Origin of the sequence: Mycolicibacter terrae (assembly GCF_010727125.1) — a bacterium.
GTDB classification, from domain to species: Bacteria; Actinomycetota; Actinomycetes; order Mycobacteriales; family Mycobacteriaceae; genus Mycobacterium; species Mycobacterium terrae.
Map to the genome: position 1 here is coordinate 3599670 of NZ_AP022564.1, position 15142 is coordinate 3614811.

Annotated in this window: 17 protein-coding genes; 7 read left to right on the forward strand and 10 right to left on the reverse strand. The window is 67.7% G+C overall.

Annotated features, from left to right (window positions below):
• Positions 1-38 precede the first annotated feature (38 nt).
• The 7 genes from G6N23_RS22440 to G6N23_RS17095 all read right to left on the reverse strand — a co-directional run bounded on the left by G6N23_RS22440 (position 39) and on the right by G6N23_RS17095 (position 5381).
• Positions 39-173, reverse strand: a complete 135-nt coding sequence (locus G6N23_RS22440; RefSeq protein WP_264069718.1) for a hypothetical protein — start codon at positions 171-173, stop codon at positions 39-41.
• 110 nt (positions 174-283) lie between these two features.
• On the reverse strand, positions 284-1570 hold the full coding sequence (locus G6N23_RS17070; RefSeq protein WP_085259789.1) for a cytochrome P450: 1287 nt from the start codon (positions 1568-1570) through the stop codon (positions 284-286).
• 21 nt (positions 1571-1591) lie between these two features.
• A complete protein-coding gene (locus G6N23_RS17075; RefSeq protein WP_197701536.1) occupies positions 1592-2314 on the reverse strand; it encodes a ferredoxin--NADP reductase in 723 nt (240 codons plus the stop codon).
• Between the two features lie 4 nt (positions 2315-2318).
• Positions 2319-2915, reverse strand: coding sequence for a DUF1326 domain-containing protein (locus tag G6N23_RS17080; protein ID WP_157997507.1), 597 nt, complete (start codon positions 2913-2915; stop codon positions 2319-2321).
• Between the two features lie 13 nt (positions 2916-2928).
• Positions 2929-3777 (reverse strand): DUF2182 domain-containing protein, encoded by an 849-nt coding sequence (locus tag G6N23_RS17085; protein WP_085259787.1) that lies wholly within the window; start codon positions 3775-3777, stop codon positions 2929-2931.
• Positions 3778-3868: 91 nt separating this feature from the next.
• On the reverse strand, positions 3869-4864 hold the full coding sequence (locus tag G6N23_RS17090; RefSeq protein ID WP_085259786.1) for a hypothetical protein: 996 nt from the start codon (positions 4862-4864) through the stop codon (positions 3869-3871).
• A 31-nt stretch (positions 4865-4895) separates the two neighbouring features.
• A complete protein-coding gene (locus G6N23_RS17095; protein WP_085259785.1) occupies positions 4896-5381 on the reverse strand; it encodes a winged helix-turn-helix transcriptional regulator in 486 nt (161 codons plus the stop codon).
• Positions 5382-5476: 95 nt separating this feature from the next.
• Here G6N23_RS17095 and G6N23_RS17100 point away from each other — a divergent pair, with 95 nt between their 5' ends.
• Both G6N23_RS17100 and G6N23_RS17105 read left to right on the forward strand, forming a co-directional pair.
• A complete protein-coding gene (locus G6N23_RS17100) occupies positions 5477-6178 on the forward strand; it encodes an SDR family oxidoreductase (protein WP_085259784.1) in 702 nt (233 codons plus the stop codon).
• Positions 6179-6206: 28 nt separating this feature from the next.
• Entirely contained in the window at positions 6207-6632 is a 426-nt protein-coding gene (locus G6N23_RS17105) for a tautomerase family protein (RefSeq protein ID WP_085259783.1), read from the forward strand.
• Positions 6633-6648: 16 nt separating this feature from the next.
• Here G6N23_RS17105 and G6N23_RS17110 read toward each other — a convergent pair whose 3' ends face one another.
• The gene (locus tag G6N23_RS17110) at positions 6649-8313 is read right to left on the reverse strand and encodes an ABC-F family ATP-binding cassette domain-containing protein (protein WP_085259782.1); all 1665 of its coding nucleotides are present in this window, start codon (positions 8311-8313) and stop codon (positions 6649-6651) included.
• Positions 8314-8780: 467 nt separating this feature from the next.
• Between G6N23_RS17110 and G6N23_RS17115 the strand changes: the two genes are divergently transcribed.
• The 3 genes from G6N23_RS17115 (at position 8781) to G6N23_RS17125 (ending at position 10858) form a co-directional block, all read left to right on the forward strand.
• The gene (locus G6N23_RS17115) at positions 8781-8960 is read left to right on the forward strand and encodes a DUF6131 family protein (RefSeq protein WP_085259781.1); all 180 of its coding nucleotides are present in this window, start codon (positions 8781-8783) and stop codon (positions 8958-8960) included.
• Positions 8961-8994: 34 nt separating this feature from the next.
• Positions 8995-9372, forward strand: coding sequence for a hypothetical protein (locus tag G6N23_RS17120; protein WP_085259780.1), 378 nt, complete (start codon positions 8995-8997; stop codon positions 9370-9372).
• A 67-nt stretch (positions 9373-9439) separates the two neighbouring features.
• A complete protein-coding gene (locus G6N23_RS17125) occupies positions 9440-10858 on the forward strand; it encodes an SDR family oxidoreductase (protein WP_085259779.1) in 1419 nt (472 codons plus the stop codon).
• A gap of 18 nt (positions 10859-10876) precedes the next feature.
• On the opposite strand, the gene G6N23_RS17130 is transcribed toward G6N23_RS17125, so the two are convergent.
• On the reverse strand, positions 10877-11344 hold the full coding sequence (locus G6N23_RS17130; protein WP_085259778.1) for a hypothetical protein: 468 nt from the start codon (positions 11342-11344) through the stop codon (positions 10877-10879).
• Positions 11345-11476: 132 nt separating this feature from the next.
• On the opposite strand from G6N23_RS17130, the gene G6N23_RS17135 reads away from it, so the two are divergent.
• Positions 11477-12253, forward strand: coding sequence for a chymotrypsin family serine protease (locus G6N23_RS17135; RefSeq protein WP_085259777.1), 777 nt, complete (start codon positions 11477-11479; stop codon positions 12251-12253).
• 3 nt (positions 12254-12256) lie between these two features.
• Here G6N23_RS17135 and G6N23_RS17140 read toward each other — a convergent pair whose 3' ends face one another.
• Positions 12257-13690, reverse strand: a complete 1434-nt coding sequence (locus tag G6N23_RS17140) for a protein adenylyltransferase SelO (protein WP_085259776.1) — start codon at positions 13688-13690, stop codon at positions 12257-12259.
• A 245-nt stretch (positions 13691-13935) separates the two neighbouring features.
• On the opposite strand from G6N23_RS17140, the gene G6N23_RS17145 reads away from it, so the two are divergent.
• Positions 13936-14664 (forward strand): chymotrypsin family serine protease, encoded by a 729-nt coding sequence (locus G6N23_RS17145; protein WP_234808509.1) that lies wholly within the window; start codon positions 13936-13938, stop codon positions 14662-14664.
• The last annotated feature ends 478 nt before the right edge of the window (positions 14665-15142 follow it).

A 15142-nucleotide genomic window follows, 5' to 3' on the forward strand; every position in this document is an offset into this window, starting at 1 on the left:
CCACGCCTACCGGCGGGTGCCCCGGATTCGTGTCGAAATCAGCACATCCGGCCGGCGAAGAACGCCGACGAAACCAGGCCGACGCACAATGCCACCGTCGTCTGGCCCATCAGGCCGGCGCCGATGGTCGCGGTGGCCGCGGTGATGCCCAAGGTGCTCAAGAAAGCCGTCATTACCGTAGCCTCCTGTGGTAAGCGTCACATCCAATTTTCAACGTGGCCTACACCACATCATATGTCGGCGTGAAAAGCCAGTCCATGCCGACGCACCACAGAGCAGGGGTTTACCGAAGTCCACGAACGTGGACGATCAGGCCGTCGCGCGGCTGCAGGGCGGCATAGCCACCGGCACGAATACGCTGGTCAGGCAGGGTCAGCTCGGTTTTGGCCAGCAGCCTGGCCAGCATCACGGTCAACTCGGCGGTGGCGAAACCCGACCCGATGCAGCGGTGTGTTCCACCGCCGAACGGCAGGAACTCATACGGCGCCGGCCGGCGGTAGAGCGGGGAGGCGGGGTCCCACCGGCGCGGCTGGAAGTCCAACGGGTCGGCCCACAGCTCAGGAAGTCGGTGGGTGACATACGGGCTGAACACCAGGGTGCGTCCGGCGTGGATGCGCCGGCCGGCGAACGTCAGGTCGCGGGTGACCTTGCGCGCGGAGATCACCGCGGGCGGGTAGAGCCGCAGCGTCTCGTGCACGACACCGTTGAGGTAGGTCAGGGCGTTCAGATCGGCGGCATCCGGCGCCCGCTCCCCTGCCACGCTTTTGACTTCGGCGGCGGCGGTCTCCCACACCCCGGGAGTGCTCAGCAGGGTGTAGACCACCCAGCCCATCGCCGCGCTGGTCGTTTCGTAGCCGGCAGCGATCAGCGAGACGACCTGGTCGCGGATCTCGTCGTCGCGCAACGCCTGCCCGTCCTCGGTGCGGCCGTTAATCAGGGTGGTCAGCACGTTGTCGTCGGCGTCGGGATGGGCTCGGGCGCGGGCGATCTCGGCGTAGATCAGCTCATCGACGCGGGCCTTGGCGGCCATCGCGCGCCGCCACGCCGGGGAGCGCAACCGTTGCTCGGCCCGCAGCACCTGGGGCAGTCGGCTGGTCAGGTCCATCAGCGGTTGCAGTTGCTCGCCGAGGAAGTCGGTGTGCCCGGCCATGCGCTGGCCGAACAGTGATTCGATGGCGCTGCGCCGGATCGCCGAGCGCAGCTGCGCGAAGATGTCTACCGGGTCGCCGGGGCGCCAGGAGTCGATGACGGCGTCGGCGTTGGCCGCCATGATCTGCAGATAGTTGGCGATGTGGCGGTGGTGGAATGCCGGTTGGACCAGGCTGCGGCGGCGACGGTGATCGGCCCCGTCGCTGACGATCAGCGCGGTCGGCCCATCGATGGGCACCAGCACCTGAAAGGCCTCCCACCAGTTGAAGGCGTCGGAGTTGGCGAAGACGAATTTGTTGGCCTGGGCGCCGAAGAGGTAGACGTAGCCGTGGCGGCCGATCCCGGCGTCGACCATCGGGCCGCGGCGGCGGTGCAGCGCCAGCAGCGCGTCGCCGGGTCGGTAACGCACCGGGTGGGTCATGGCTGCCGACAGTAGCCCGGGTCAGTAGCCGTAGAACTCGGATGACTTGATCGCGTCGTCGTCGACGCCGAGATCCTGCAGCAGGTCCAGCATCGCCAGCGTCATCGGCGGCGGCCCGGCCACGTAGTAGATCGGGCTGGTGAGGTCTGGCAGATGCCCCTTGAGCAGGTCGGCGTCGATGACACCGGTCTGGCCCGACCACGGCTGCGCCGAGGCGGCCGGGTCGGTCATGGTTGCGATCAACCGGTAGGGCGGATGCGACTGTTGCAGCTCTTCGAGTTCGGGCAGGAACGCGGCGAGTTCGGGTCGCCAGTTGGAGTAGAACAGGAAGATCGGATGCACCAATGACGCCCGCGCGGCCTGTCGCACCATCGACAGGAACGGTGTGATGCCGATACCGCCGGCGATCAGCACGGCCGGGCGGGCGGCGTCGCGGTGCAGGATCAGGTCGCCGTCGGCTTCGCTGATCTGCACCGCGGTCCCGATCGGCGCGTCACGGAGCACCTGTTTGAACGCGCTGTCCCGCAGCCGCATTGCGACCATCAACTCGGCTTCGTGCGGGGCGCTGGCGATGGTGAATTCGCGGGTCGAACCCTTGTCGTCGGTCGTCGGCGGGTCGATCAGCGTCAGCTGACACGACTGGCCCGCTTGGTAGTCATAGCCTGCGGGCCGGGCGAAATGGAACGCCATGGTGTCTTCGGCGACCAGCTCACGTCGGGTCAGGTGCGTCTCGTAGAGGTCCACGGCGTCAGGAGGCGAAGCTGAACTCGGTCTGGGTCGACTGGCGGCCCCGGAACTGCAGTCCGTGTTCGGTCTCGGTCACCCGGTGCCGAATCACCTTGCCCGGGTAGGTCAGGGCACCATAGACGTGACCGAGCGCGGTGTTGTTCAAGGTGGTGTGCGATCCGTCCTTGGCGGTGAAGCCGGCGACCTCGGCTTCGAACACCCCGTCGACCTTGAAATATCCGCTGCCCTTGTCGACGTCGAACTCGATCGGTGCCCGGGTCGTGCCGACGATCTCTTTGACCAGGCCGGCCAAATCGGCCAGCGGCCCGCCCTCCTGGCCGGTGAAGGCGGCCACCAGCGCGTTCTGCTGGGCGTCGTCGGCGCGGTCGTCGACGATGACGAACACCCGGGTGTTGACGTCGAAGATGTTGTCGGCATGATGCCCCAGCAGTCCCAGGTTGAGCCCGGAGACGTCGACGTCGTTGATCTGGCCGCGGTCGATGTGGAACACCCAGTTGAACCCGCAGTTGTTGCCGTCGGCGTTCTCCCCGATGGTGCACGGGCACAGGGAGCGGCAGCTGCAGACCTCGGCCATCCGTCCGTTCAACTGGTATCCCACGGCGATCTCCTTTTCAGTGGTGGTGCGTGCCGGTCGATGACTGCAGGGGTTCATACAATCCCCAGCCGGGCAGCTGGTTTCCGAACAGGCCGACCAACGCCGCCGCGGCCAGTAGGCCGATCCCCAGTGGCGTGACGATGCGCCGGCCCCAGGATGCGGTCTTCTCGATCAGCATCACCGCGGTGAGCGCCAGCATGGCCAGCACGTTGCCCAGTCCGGTGCCGAACATGATCAGCATCAACGCCCAGCAGCAGCCCAGACACGACAGGCCGTGGCGCAGCCCCAGGTTCCAGGCGCCCGCGACACCGCGGCGGTAGTGCGCGAACAGGAAGGCCCGGGGATCGCGGCACTGGGTCAGGCAGCGGTCCTTGAGCGGGGTGAGTTGGAAGACGCCGGCGATCGCGAGCACCGCGGCGAGCACCAGATGCGGCCGGGCGGCGATCCAGCTCAGCTGCTCCGGTGGCGTCCAGGCCCGCAGCACCGTCGCCACGGCGACCGCGGCCAGCGCGAACGCCAGCCACAGCGCCAGGTAGCCGGCGAGAAAGGCGGTACGCACCGCGGCGGTGCGCGGCGCGCGGGCGCTGACGACGGTGAACATCCGCACCATCGGAATGGTCGTCGGCAACATCATCGCCGCGGTCATCTCGAGCCAGGCAGCGGCCAGCAACGCAACGGAGACCGCAATGCCCGCAGCCGATTCCGGCCGGTTACCCCCGGAGATGAGGCCGTCATGGTGATGTCCGGATGCCAGCAGCGCCACCCAGCACAGCGCGGCGATCGTCCACAGCAGCCGGCCCGGGTCGCGCAACCACTCCGAGACGGCAGCCGAGGATCGGCCGGCCACCTGGTCGGATGCCACCATCTGGGGCGCCCCTTCGCCGATGGGTTATTTGCCGAACATTACCGGATGGTCTATTGGGGGCAGCGGCAAGGGTTTTGGTGGCGCCTCGGTGTTAGTGGGCGTGGGGTGCCAACGTGGCGAGCCCGGCGAAGGCTTTGTCGAGAAGCCGGTCGTTGTCGGCCATTTCGAGCAGGACGGGGTCCATCGCAACGGTGCCGCGGGCATAGGGCAGTACGTCGGGCAGCTCGCCGACGCGCACGACGAATTCGTCGATGAAGCGGCGGTAGCCCTCCAGCGGAACGTCCAGCACCCGAGCGCAATCGCGCACGACATCGGCGTGTTCGCCCGGTGCGTTGGCGCCGCGACAGCGTTCGGCCAGGCTCAGCAGTCGTTCGTGCAGATCCATCAGCCGGTGCGCGGCATGCATGATGGCCTCGGCGTCAGCGGTGCCCTCATCGGTGGGATCTCCGAACATCCGGGTGAAGGCCGGGCTGAGCATCAACTCCTCAGCCCGGGTTATCAGCGCGAGCATCTGGTCGAGGAGGTCAACCAGGTACTGCCCCAGCTGAAGATCGGTGTGGATGCGTGGGCCTCGGTGCGGGGCGTAGCCGAGTTGTTGATCGCGCAGGCGTGCTTGCAGTGCCGCGTACCGCTGCACCAGCACCGAGACGAAGACCGCGTACCGCCAGCAGGCCGGTCGTTCGGTCAACAGGGCGTCCAGGCCCTCGGGGGTGTAGGCGACCGCGGCGATCCGCTGCTCTTCGTCGGTGTCGTCGGCAGGGTCGTCGGCCGGGGTCGTGTCGGGGGCGAGCTGGCGCATCAGCTCGGCGCCGTCGACTCCGTAGAGGCCTCTGCTGTCACCACGCAACGCCCAGCGGTGCTGCTGGTCGGCGCGCTCCCGGAGCTCCTCGCGGCGCCGCGCGGCCACCGCCCGTTGTTCCCGGATCCATAGCGCCAGCAGGTAGCCGGCGAATCCGAGGGCGGCCAGGGCCAGGACGGCGACGCACAACCCGCCCGACCCGCACAGTGCGGCGACCAACAGCAGGGCGACGACGGGCCCGGCGCCGGAACGCAGTGCCGTGCGGGCCCTCGCGGTCAACGCGTTCATGGCCTGCACGCTACGAGCGGGGTCGGACAGCTCAGGGTGAGCGGCGCCTGGCAGGCAGCCGGATCTGGATGTCTTCGGGTTCGATCGACGGGGTGTCAAGGTCGTCGGTGACGCGCACCCCGATGCGGCGTTGGGTGCCGGCGGCGACGAGTTCCAGCGGCGGGCCACTGTCCTGCAGGTATTTGTCGCCCCACTGCACCAGCGCCACCAGGACCGGCAGCAGATCCTCCCCGGCCGGGGTCAGCCGATACTCGTCGTGGGCGCGTTTGCCGCATTCCTGATACGGCACCCGGGTGATGATCTGGGCGGCTTCGAGCTGCTTGAGCGCCCGGGACACGGCCGGCGCGGAGGCCCCGATCCGCTCGGTGAAGTCCTCGAACCGGGTGGTGCCGTAGAAGCATTCGCGCAGCGCCAAAAATGCCGTCTTGGTGCTCAGCACGTTGAGCAGCTTCGTCATCGAGCAGCCCTCCCCGATCGACCATCGGGTGCGGTCGCGCAGGCGGGGTTCGAACTCCATGCCGACATCCTACGTGACTAACGCTTGCGTTATCCAGCAATTCGTGGTTCCATCTGACTAACGTATTCGTTATCTAGCCGGAAGAGGGTGTCGAGATGGTCGCAGTACAAGGAAAGGTGGTTGTCGTCACCGGGGGACGCCGCGGGCTCGGCGCGGCACTGGTCGACGAGGTGCTGGCCCGCGGGGCGGCCAAGGTGTACTCGACCGGCCGATCGGCATTCACCGATGACAGGCCCCAGGTGGTGCCCCATGCCCTCGATGTGCGCTCGGCCGAGTCGGTGGCCGCGCTGGCGCGCACCGCCGCGGACGCCGAGATCGTGTTCAACAACGCCGGCATCCTGCACCCCGGCTCACTGCTGGGCGCCGGGTTCGACGAGCTGACCGACACGTTCGACATCAACGTGTTCGGGCCGCTGCGCGTCGCCCGCGCCTTCGCCCCGATCCTGGCGGCCAACGGCGGCGGAGCGTTGGTCAACATGCATTCGGTGCTGTCGTGGCTGGGCGGCGCCGGGGCTTACGGGGCGTCCAAGGCCGCCATCTGGTCGGCGACCAACTCGCTGCGCTCCGAGCTGGCGGCGCAGCGCACGCAGGTGGTCGGCGTGCACGCCGGGTTCATCGACACCGACATGGTCTCGGACATCGCCGCGGACAAGACCAGCGCGGCCGAGGTCGCCCGCCGCATCGTCGACGGCGTGGAGGACGGGGCTCTCGAGGTGCTCGCCGATGACATCAGCGTCGACGTCAAGGCCGCCCTGTCGGGCCCGGTGGAAAACCTGGCCGTCACCCTGCCGGTCTGAACGCCGGCAGGTCGAGAACGGAACCGCCATGCCGCTGTGGACGATTCACCACACCCCCGGAATCTTCAGCGCCGCGGAGAAGCGCAAGCTGGCCTCGCGCATCACCGATCACTACGAGCGGGTCGGGCTGCCGCGTTTCTACGTGGTCACGCTGTTCCAGGAGACGGCTCCCGAGGATCTGTATGTCGGTGGTGAGCCGACCCCGGTCGGGGTGCGCATCGTCATCGATCACATCGCCCGGCGCGCCGGCGACAAGGAGACCCGGCAGCGGATCGCCGGGGGGATCAGAAAGATTCTGTTGCCGTTCCTGGAGCGGCATCCGGGTCTGCACTGGGAGTTCCACGTCGACGAGACCAGCGAAGACCTGTGGATGATCAACGGGCTGATCCCGCCGCCGGGCGGGTCGGAGGCCGAGAAGCGTTGGGCGACGGAGAATGTGGCCTCGGGGTACTGAGGCACACTCCTCATTGCTACCGCTCCGCGACGTGGCCGTTCTCGACCAGCCAGGAGCGGTCCAACCGGACGTTCTGCAACATCCGCCGGTCATGGGTGACCAGCAACAACGCACCGTCATAGCTCTCCAGCGCCTGCTCAAGTTGCTCGATGGCGGGCAGGTCGAGATGGTTCGTCGGTTCGTCGAGGACCAGCACGTTGGTGCCACGAGCCTGCAGCAACGCCAAGCCGGCACGGGTGCGCTCCCCGGGCGAGAGGTCGTCGACCGCGCGTTCCACGTGGTCGGCGGCCAGCCCGAACTTGGCTAGCAGGGTTCGCACGTCGGCGGTCGGCCAGGACGGCACTCGCTGCTCGAAGCGATCGATCAGCCGGGCGGGGCCGGTGAAATCGGCACGCGCCTGATCGATTTCGCCGATGGCGACGTTGGCGCCCAGACTTGCCCGGCCTGCATCGGGCTGTTGACGGCCGAGCAGTAACCGCAGCAACGTCGACTTTCCTGCCCCGTTGGGGCCGATGATGCCGATCCGCTCGCCGGCATCGACCTGCAGTGATACCGGTCCGAGGACGAAATCGCCCTGTCGCACAACAGCATTGTCGAGGGTTGCGACGACCGAACTCGACCGGGGCGCGGCGCCGATGCTGAATTGCAGGGTCCATTCCTTGCGGGGTTCGACAACCTCCTCGAGGCGGGCGATCCGGCTCTCCATCTGACGCACCTTCTGCGCCTGCTTCTCACTGGACTCGGTGGCCGCGCGGCGCCGGTTCTTGTCGTTGTCCGGTGCCTTGCGCATCGCGTTGCGCACTCCCTGGCTCGACCATTCCCGTTGCGTGCGGGCGCGGGCCACCAGGTCCGCTTTCTTCTCGGCGAACTCCTCGTACTGTTCGCGCCGGTGCCGGCGTGCGACCTCGCGCTCCTCGAGATAGCTGTCGTATCCGCCGCCGAAGACGGTGGTGGTGTTCTGGGCCAGGTCCAATTCGAGGACCCGGGTGACGCTGCGGGACAGGAACTCCCGGTCGTGGCTGACCAGTACCACCCCGCCACGAAGATCAGCGACGAACTGCTCCAGGCGGGCCAGCCCATCGAGGTCGAGATCGTTGGTCGGCTCATCGAGCAACACGATGTCGAACCGCGACAGCAGCAATGCCGCCAGGCCCACCCGCGCTGCCTGCCCACCCGACAAGGCGCTCATCGGCGTCGACTCGGGCCGCACGGCTTGGGTGTCCAGTCCCAGGTCGGCCAGCACGGCCGGTAGCCGGTCGTCGAGGTCGGCCGCACCGGTGGCCAGCCAGTGATCCAATGCCGTGGAGTAGCCCTCAGCCGGATCGGTGGGCGCGGCAGGCTGATCCGGATCTGCCAGGGCCGCGGCCGCGGCATCCATGGCGTGCGCGGCCTGAGCGCAGCCGGTGCGGCGCGCGATATAGGCAGCGACGGTCTCCCGCGGCACCCGTTCGTGCTCCTGCGGCAGCCAGCCGACGAACGCATCGGCCGGAGCGATGGTGACCGCACCGTGTAGCGGCTCGAGGTCTCCGGCCAGGATCCGCAGCAGGGTGCTCTTGCCGGCGCCGTTGGCGCCCACCACGCCGATGACGTCGCCCGGCGCCACAGTCAGGTCCAAGCCCTCGAACAAGGTGCGGTGGGCGAAGCCGCCGGCCACATTCTTGGCGACGAGCGTTGCGGTCATCGCTACATGGTCGCACCGGCCGGCGACGGACCGACGGGATGGCGGTGTGCGGGCACGGCCAGTGGCCGCGTTGGGGTCACTGCAACCCCCTCACGTTGGAAAGGCCGCCGCCGCCGTCGGCCGGTGCAGCCACGAAGAGTTCACCCGACCGGAATTCACGGGAAGGTTTGTCGTCACAGCGGTCGGCATCGATCACCGCGGGCTCCTAAGGCAAGGCGCCACCAACGACGCCTGTGTCGCATTGCCGAGCAGCTTAGAGGGCGGTGCCGACACCCCGATCAGGTCGTGCGTTGTCGCGGATCACCCGCGCATCGTCATTCCCGGCAAGAAGTGACGCCACCGGCCAAGCCGCCGAAGTGTTTCAACTGCGCGGACGGCTCGTCACCTGGGTTTATGCGCGACGGAAACCGGGAATGCTGCGAAACGACAGTTATTAGCCCCTCTTCCACAGAAATCGAGTAACCGCCATGATTGCCCTCGGAGTGCTCCTCATCATTCTCGGTCTTGTTCTGCCCGCTCTCATCCCGACCTTCGCCTACGCCCACCTGATGGTGGTGATCGGGGTCATTCTCCTCGTCGTCGGCCTCGTGCTGATGCTGGCCGGACGGATGGGCAGCCCGGTGGGCGGTCGCCGTCATTACTACTGACGGCCCGTCTACCAGCAACGCAAAGGGAACCGCAATGAGTAGCAGCACCATCATTCTCATCGTTGTCGTCGCGATCGTGGCCGTCCTGGTCCTGATCGCTGTCGCCTTCATCGCGCGCAACAAGCGCACTGAGCGGCGTCGCAGCCAGGCCGAGGAGATCCGCGACAAAGCCGCCGAGCAGGCTCATGAGGTGGGACAGCGCGAAGCCCACGCTGAGGAGATTGCGGCCAAGAGCCGCGCCATGCGAGCCGAATCCGAAGCGCTGGCAGCGCAAGCGGCGAGCCTGGAACACCAGGCTCACCAACACCGCAGTGAGGCGGCTACCGCGCGCAGCGAATTGGACTCCGAATACGAACGCGCCGACAAGCTCGATCCCGGCGCACCCACGTCCGACACCCCTCCGGCCCGGTAACGCTCTCGAACCGAGCCGAAACGGACCTGATCGGCATCGCCGATTAGGCCCCGTACCCTTACCAGGCGTGACCGCCATCGACCCGGACAAACTCGCCACCTGCCTTCAGGTGCTCGCCGAGGTCGATGCGCTGCCGCCGGAGCATCCCGATGCGATCACCGTGCGCCGCGCCACCGCACGGATGTTCAAGGCGGTAAAGAAGGCCCGCCGTGACGCCAAACGCGATGCGGTGGCCGCCGCGGACAAGGCCGTCGTCGCCGCTACCGCTACCGGCGCCCCGGGCCGCATCGACGACGAGACCCAAGGCATCCCACTGGTATCGGCCGCCAAGGGCGCGTCGGCGGGCACCCTGATCCGCTCCCGGGCCTGCTACATCTGCAAGGCCCACTACACGCAGGTGGATGCGTTCTATCACCAGCTCTGCCCAGATTGTGCCGCCTTCAGCCGGGCCAAACGCGAGGCCCGCACCGACCTGACCGGCCGGCGGGCCCTGCTCACCGGCGGGCGCGCCAAGATCGGCATGTACATCGCGCTGCGGCTGTTGCGCGACGGCGCGCACACCACCATCACCACCCGCTTCCCCAACGACGCGGTGCGCCGCTTCGCTGCGATGCCCGACCATGCCGACTGGCTACACCGGCTGCAGGTGGTGGGCATCGACCTGCGCGACCCGGCGCAAGTTGTCGCCCTGGCCGACACGGTGGCCGGCCAGGGACCGCTGGACATCCTGATCAACAACGCCGCGCAGACGGTGCGGCGCGCCCCCGGCTCGTACGCGGCTCTGGTCGAGGCTGAGCGCACCCCGGCCTCTGAGCTGGTCGACGTGATCACCTTCGATCACGTCAGCGACGCCCACCCGGCCGCGCTGGCGGGCAGCCTCGCCGAGCATCAGGCACCGCACGCCTTGACCGAACTGGCCTTGACCGCCCGCAGTGCCTCTCCGGCGCGCATCGCTGCCGGCACAGCGATCGATGCGGGCGGGCTGCTGCCCGATACCGCGGCGATCAACAGCTGGACCCAACGCGTGCACGAGGTCGACGCCCTGGAGTTGCTCGAGGTGCAACTGTGCAATCAGACCGCACCGTTCATTTTGGTGAGCCGGCTGCGTCCGGCGATGGCGGCGTCCACCGCGCGTCGTAAATATGTGGTGAATGTGTCGGCCATGGAGGGCCAGTTTTCCCGCCGCTACAAGGGTTCGGGGCATCCGCACACCAACATGGCCAAGGCCGCGCTGAACATGCTCACCCGCACCAGCGCGGCGGAGATGCTGGAGAGCGACGGGATCCTGATGACCGCGGTGGACACCGGCTGGATCACCGATGAACGCCCGCACCCCACCAAGCTGCGGTTGGCCGAGGAGGGTTTCCACGCGCCGCTGGATCTGGTCGACGGCGCCGCCCGGGTGTATGACCCGATCGTGCGCGGGGAGGCCGGCGAGGATCTCCACGGGTGTTTTCTCAAGGATTACGCGCCAAGCAACTGGTAAGGACAGGGCGAGAGAACCTCACGCTGCGTGCGGCAAGTCCCGCTCGGCACTCCCCTCGCGTGGCTCCGAACCCCGTGCCGCCGGCGCCCACCCGACATACGCCAGATACAGCCCCAGCACCGCGAACGCCACATAGACGATCCGCCACACGCTCACCGCGCCCATCCAGTCCGCCGGCAACGACAGGACGGTCGCTGGAAACGCCACCAGCAGCGCACCTTTAACCGCGGTCAGCCAGCCCAGCGCCGACACGCTGAACGCCGCCACCCCGCGCCAGTGCGGGTGCAGCGCGATTACCACCAGGCCGGCCAGCAAGGTGAACGCACCAGCAACCCACGCCCACAACGGATCGTCCGCGGCTTCGGAGACACGCGTCCACAGCTGCGGGCCTTGCACGGCGGCGGTCAAACAGAGAACGGCCAGAAACGGGCCGATCACCCGGGCGAACATCCGGGTGGTGTGCTGGGTGTGAATCGAGGTGCTCATCGTGTCGTCCTTCCCGAGCGTCCCCCTTAGCCGCCATTGTCCTCCCGAAACCGCGGCCGCGCCGCGATTTACCACCCCCTCGGTAGAGTCGATGCATTCCATCGCGACGAGCATCCCGGGAGCACACCTGACATGGCTGCCTCCCGAAAACTTCCCCTCAGCGCCCTGATCACGCGGCTGGCCATCGCCGTCGTCATCGTCGCGATCTCGGTGGGCACCATCTGGGCCAGCCGCGCCCACCCGATACGCAACCCGAGCCCGATCCCCACGGCCAAGGCGATCGGCCCCGGGATCGGCATCGACGTCACGTCTGCCGATGACCCCGAGAACATCATCTGCACGGCGGGATTTCTGGTGCGCACCAAGGACGACCGGCCGGCCCTGCTGTCCGCCGGGCATTGCAACAAGGCCGGCGGTCCCGGGACGGTGGCCATCCGCCACGGTGGCCTCTACAAGTACCCGATCGTCGGCACCTTCACCGAAAGCATCTACGACGGCAACAACTGGAACGACTTCGACATCGGGCTGATCGCCCTGGACCCCGGCAAGATCCCGCTGAGCTCCGAGGTCGACGGCCATCCGGTGACCGGTCTGGCCGATCGAGTCGAAATCGGGGACACCCTCTGCCATTTCGGTATCCGCAGCGGCGGCGCGGAGTGCGGGCCGGTGGCCGCCAGCGAGGAGAACAAGATCCGGTTCGCCGCGGCCGCCCGCTGCGGCGACTCCGGCGGCCCGGTCTACCGGCTACAACCCGACGGCACCGCCGAAGCGGTCGGGATCTTTATCGCGGTGTCCAACGGGGACTATTCCGAGCCGACCTGCGATGGAGACCATGTCTACTCCGTCGCGCAGCTGATCAAGCCGTGGCTGGCAGCGTGGGAGCTGACCCTGGTCACCACCGCACCATAAGTCTCACGTCCCGCAGAATGTCCGGTACTCCCCGAATTCCGGCGGTGCCGGCGCGGCATACTCCTGCAGGCCGTCGCGCTCCCGATACGGTTCGGCGAGCACCTCGAGCAGCGTGTGCACCGGCGCGAGATCCCCGCGCATCGCCGCGGTCAGCGCCTGCTCCACCAGGTGGTTGCGCGGGATGTAAACCGGGTTGACCCGGTCCATCGCGTCGACGTCGGGTTCCATCGACCGCCAGCGCCCCAGCCAGTCATCAAAGATGTTGTCGGCCAACACCCCTTGCGTATCACCGCGGCCCGCCGCGCCCAGCGCCCTGAAGAACGAGGTGTAGTCGACGGCGTTGCCCTTGAGCAGCGCCAGCGCCTGATCGATCAGCGCGGCGGCCTCCACACTGCCAGTCAGCCCGAACTTGACCAGCATCCCGGCCGACCAGAAGCCGTGATAACGCGGCATGAACCCTTCCAGGGCTTCCACCGCCACCGACAGAGCCAACTCCTCGGTGGCAGCGAACAGCGGCAGGATCGTCTCGGCGAAGCGGGCCAGGTTCCACTGCGCGACCAGTGGCTGGTTGCCGTAGGCGTAGCGCCCGGCGTAGTCGATCGAGCTGAACACCGTGGCCGGGTCGTAGGCCTCCATGAACGCGCACGGACCGTAGTCGATGGTCTCGCCGGAGATCGTCATGTTGTCGGTGTTCATCACCCCGTGCACGAATCCGACCAGCATCCATTTCGCGATCAGCGACGCCTGGGCCTCGAGAACCGCCTGAAACAGTGCAAGGTAAGGGTTTTCGGCCTGCGCTGCCGCCGGGTGGTGCCGGGCGATGGCGTAGTCGGCCAGCCGGCGCAGCAGGCTCAGATCGCCGGTGGCGCGGGCCTGCTGGGCGACGAGCTGGAAGCTGCCCACCCGCAGGTGGCTTGCGGCGATGCGGGTCAGCACCGCCCCAGGCAGGGGCGCTTCACGCTGCACAGCGGTTCCGGTGGCGACGACGGCCAACGAGCGGGTGGTGGGCACACCGAGGGCGTGCATGGCTTCGCTGATCACGTATTCGCGCAGCATCGGGCCGACGACGGCCAGGCCGTCGCCGCCGCGGGCGTACGGGGTGGGCCCGGAGCCCTTGAGCTGGATGTCGCGGCGGTGGTCGCCGCCCAGTTCGCCGAGTAGCAGCGCACGCCCGTCGCCGAGCAGTGGGACGTAGTTGCCGAACTGGTGCCCGGCGTAGGCCTGCGACACCGGGGTGGCGCCTTCGGGAATACCGGTACCGGTCAACAGCTTCAGGCCGTCGGGGCTTGCCAGCCAGTCCGGGTCGAGGCCCAGTTCGACGGCCAGCGGTTCGTTGAGCACCAGCAGCTTCGGGTCCGGCGGGGCGGCGGCCTGCCACGGCGTGGCCAGCTCGGGGAACGCGTGGGCGAACTCGGCGGTCAGAAGCGGGGATGGCACTCCGCCAGCCTACGCAAAGGCTTGCGCGGCCTGCGACCTGCTTGTCATGGCTTCGACAGTCACAGCCGCCACATCCGCACCGCAGGGGCGTGTATGTGTGATGTTCGGATTCGATAGCGGCGGCGATATCGCGATCGCCGGACGACCTTTGTCGGGAGTCCCGCTACCGTTGCGGAAACGGTGACGGAACGGCGCCGCTGGGATATGGCAAGACCGCGGCGTGGCGGATCGGTATCGCGCTCGTCGTGGTCGCGATCTTCATCGGCCTGATCCAGGCCAATCGTCTCCATCCGATGCGCTCGCAGATCCCGATCCCGCAGGCGCACGCGATCGGGCCCGGCATCGGCATTGACGTCTCCCCCGCCGGCGACGGCAAGCCGGTCAGTTGCACGACGGGGTTTCTGGTGCGCTCCCGCGACGGCCGGCCCGGGCTGCTGGCGGCCGGACACTGTAACCCCGATGGCGGGCCCGGGCAGGTGGCGATCCGCCATGGTGGTGTCTTCGCCTATCGCACCATCGGCACGTTCACCGAGACGGTGTACGACGCCAGCAACTGGGGCGACTACGACATCGGGCTGATCACCCTGGACGACCCGGGCAAGATCCCGCTCACTTCGGTCGTCGACGGACATCCGGTGACTGGTGTTGCAGCACGGGTCGATGTCGGTGATGTGCTGTGTCACTACTGGATCCGCAGCGGCGGACCGGTGTGCGGGCCGGTGGTGGCCACCGAGGTGAACCAGGCCCGGTTTGAAGCCAGCGGCACCTGCGGCGATTCGGGCGGGCCAGTGTATCGGCTGGGCGATGACGGCACCGCCGAGGCGGTCGGCATCGACATCGCGGTCTCCGACGGCACCTACTCCGAGCCCAAGTGCGAAGACCCACACCCGTTCTCGATCGCCCAGACCATCACACCGTGGCTATCGGCATGGGAGCTGACACTGGGTACCACGGCCGGGCGCCAAGCTGAGTGAGGTATTGCTCCGGTCACGTCCGCGACCAAGGGCGCTGAGATCGTCGAGGTCAAAGGAAAGATGATGCACGACCTGCTCGGCAGCCTTGATGGCCGGCCTGCGGTGCAGCCCTGGATGAGCGAACCAACATCCGCACGCTGTTAGGGGCGATCAGCAAAGGGGACGGGAACGAACTCGCCATTGGCCTCCATGTCAGCCACGATGTCGGTCACGATCTTCTCTATGCCGGCGAGCGCTTCGCGTGCGCTATCGGCGAGCCACGACATGTGGGGGAACTCGGCAACGACTCCGACGTACATTTCATCTTCGGCTGACCAGAAGGCACGATAGGTGTACCTGCTCACGATCCTCTCCTTGTGCAAGTTTGGTAAGACTTCGGATTCCACCTCGGCGTCGGTAAGTGCCTCGATCCGGCCTGCACCCGCGACGATCGCCCGGGTCTTGGCTTCCCACACGAGGGCCAGACTGGGGAAATCCC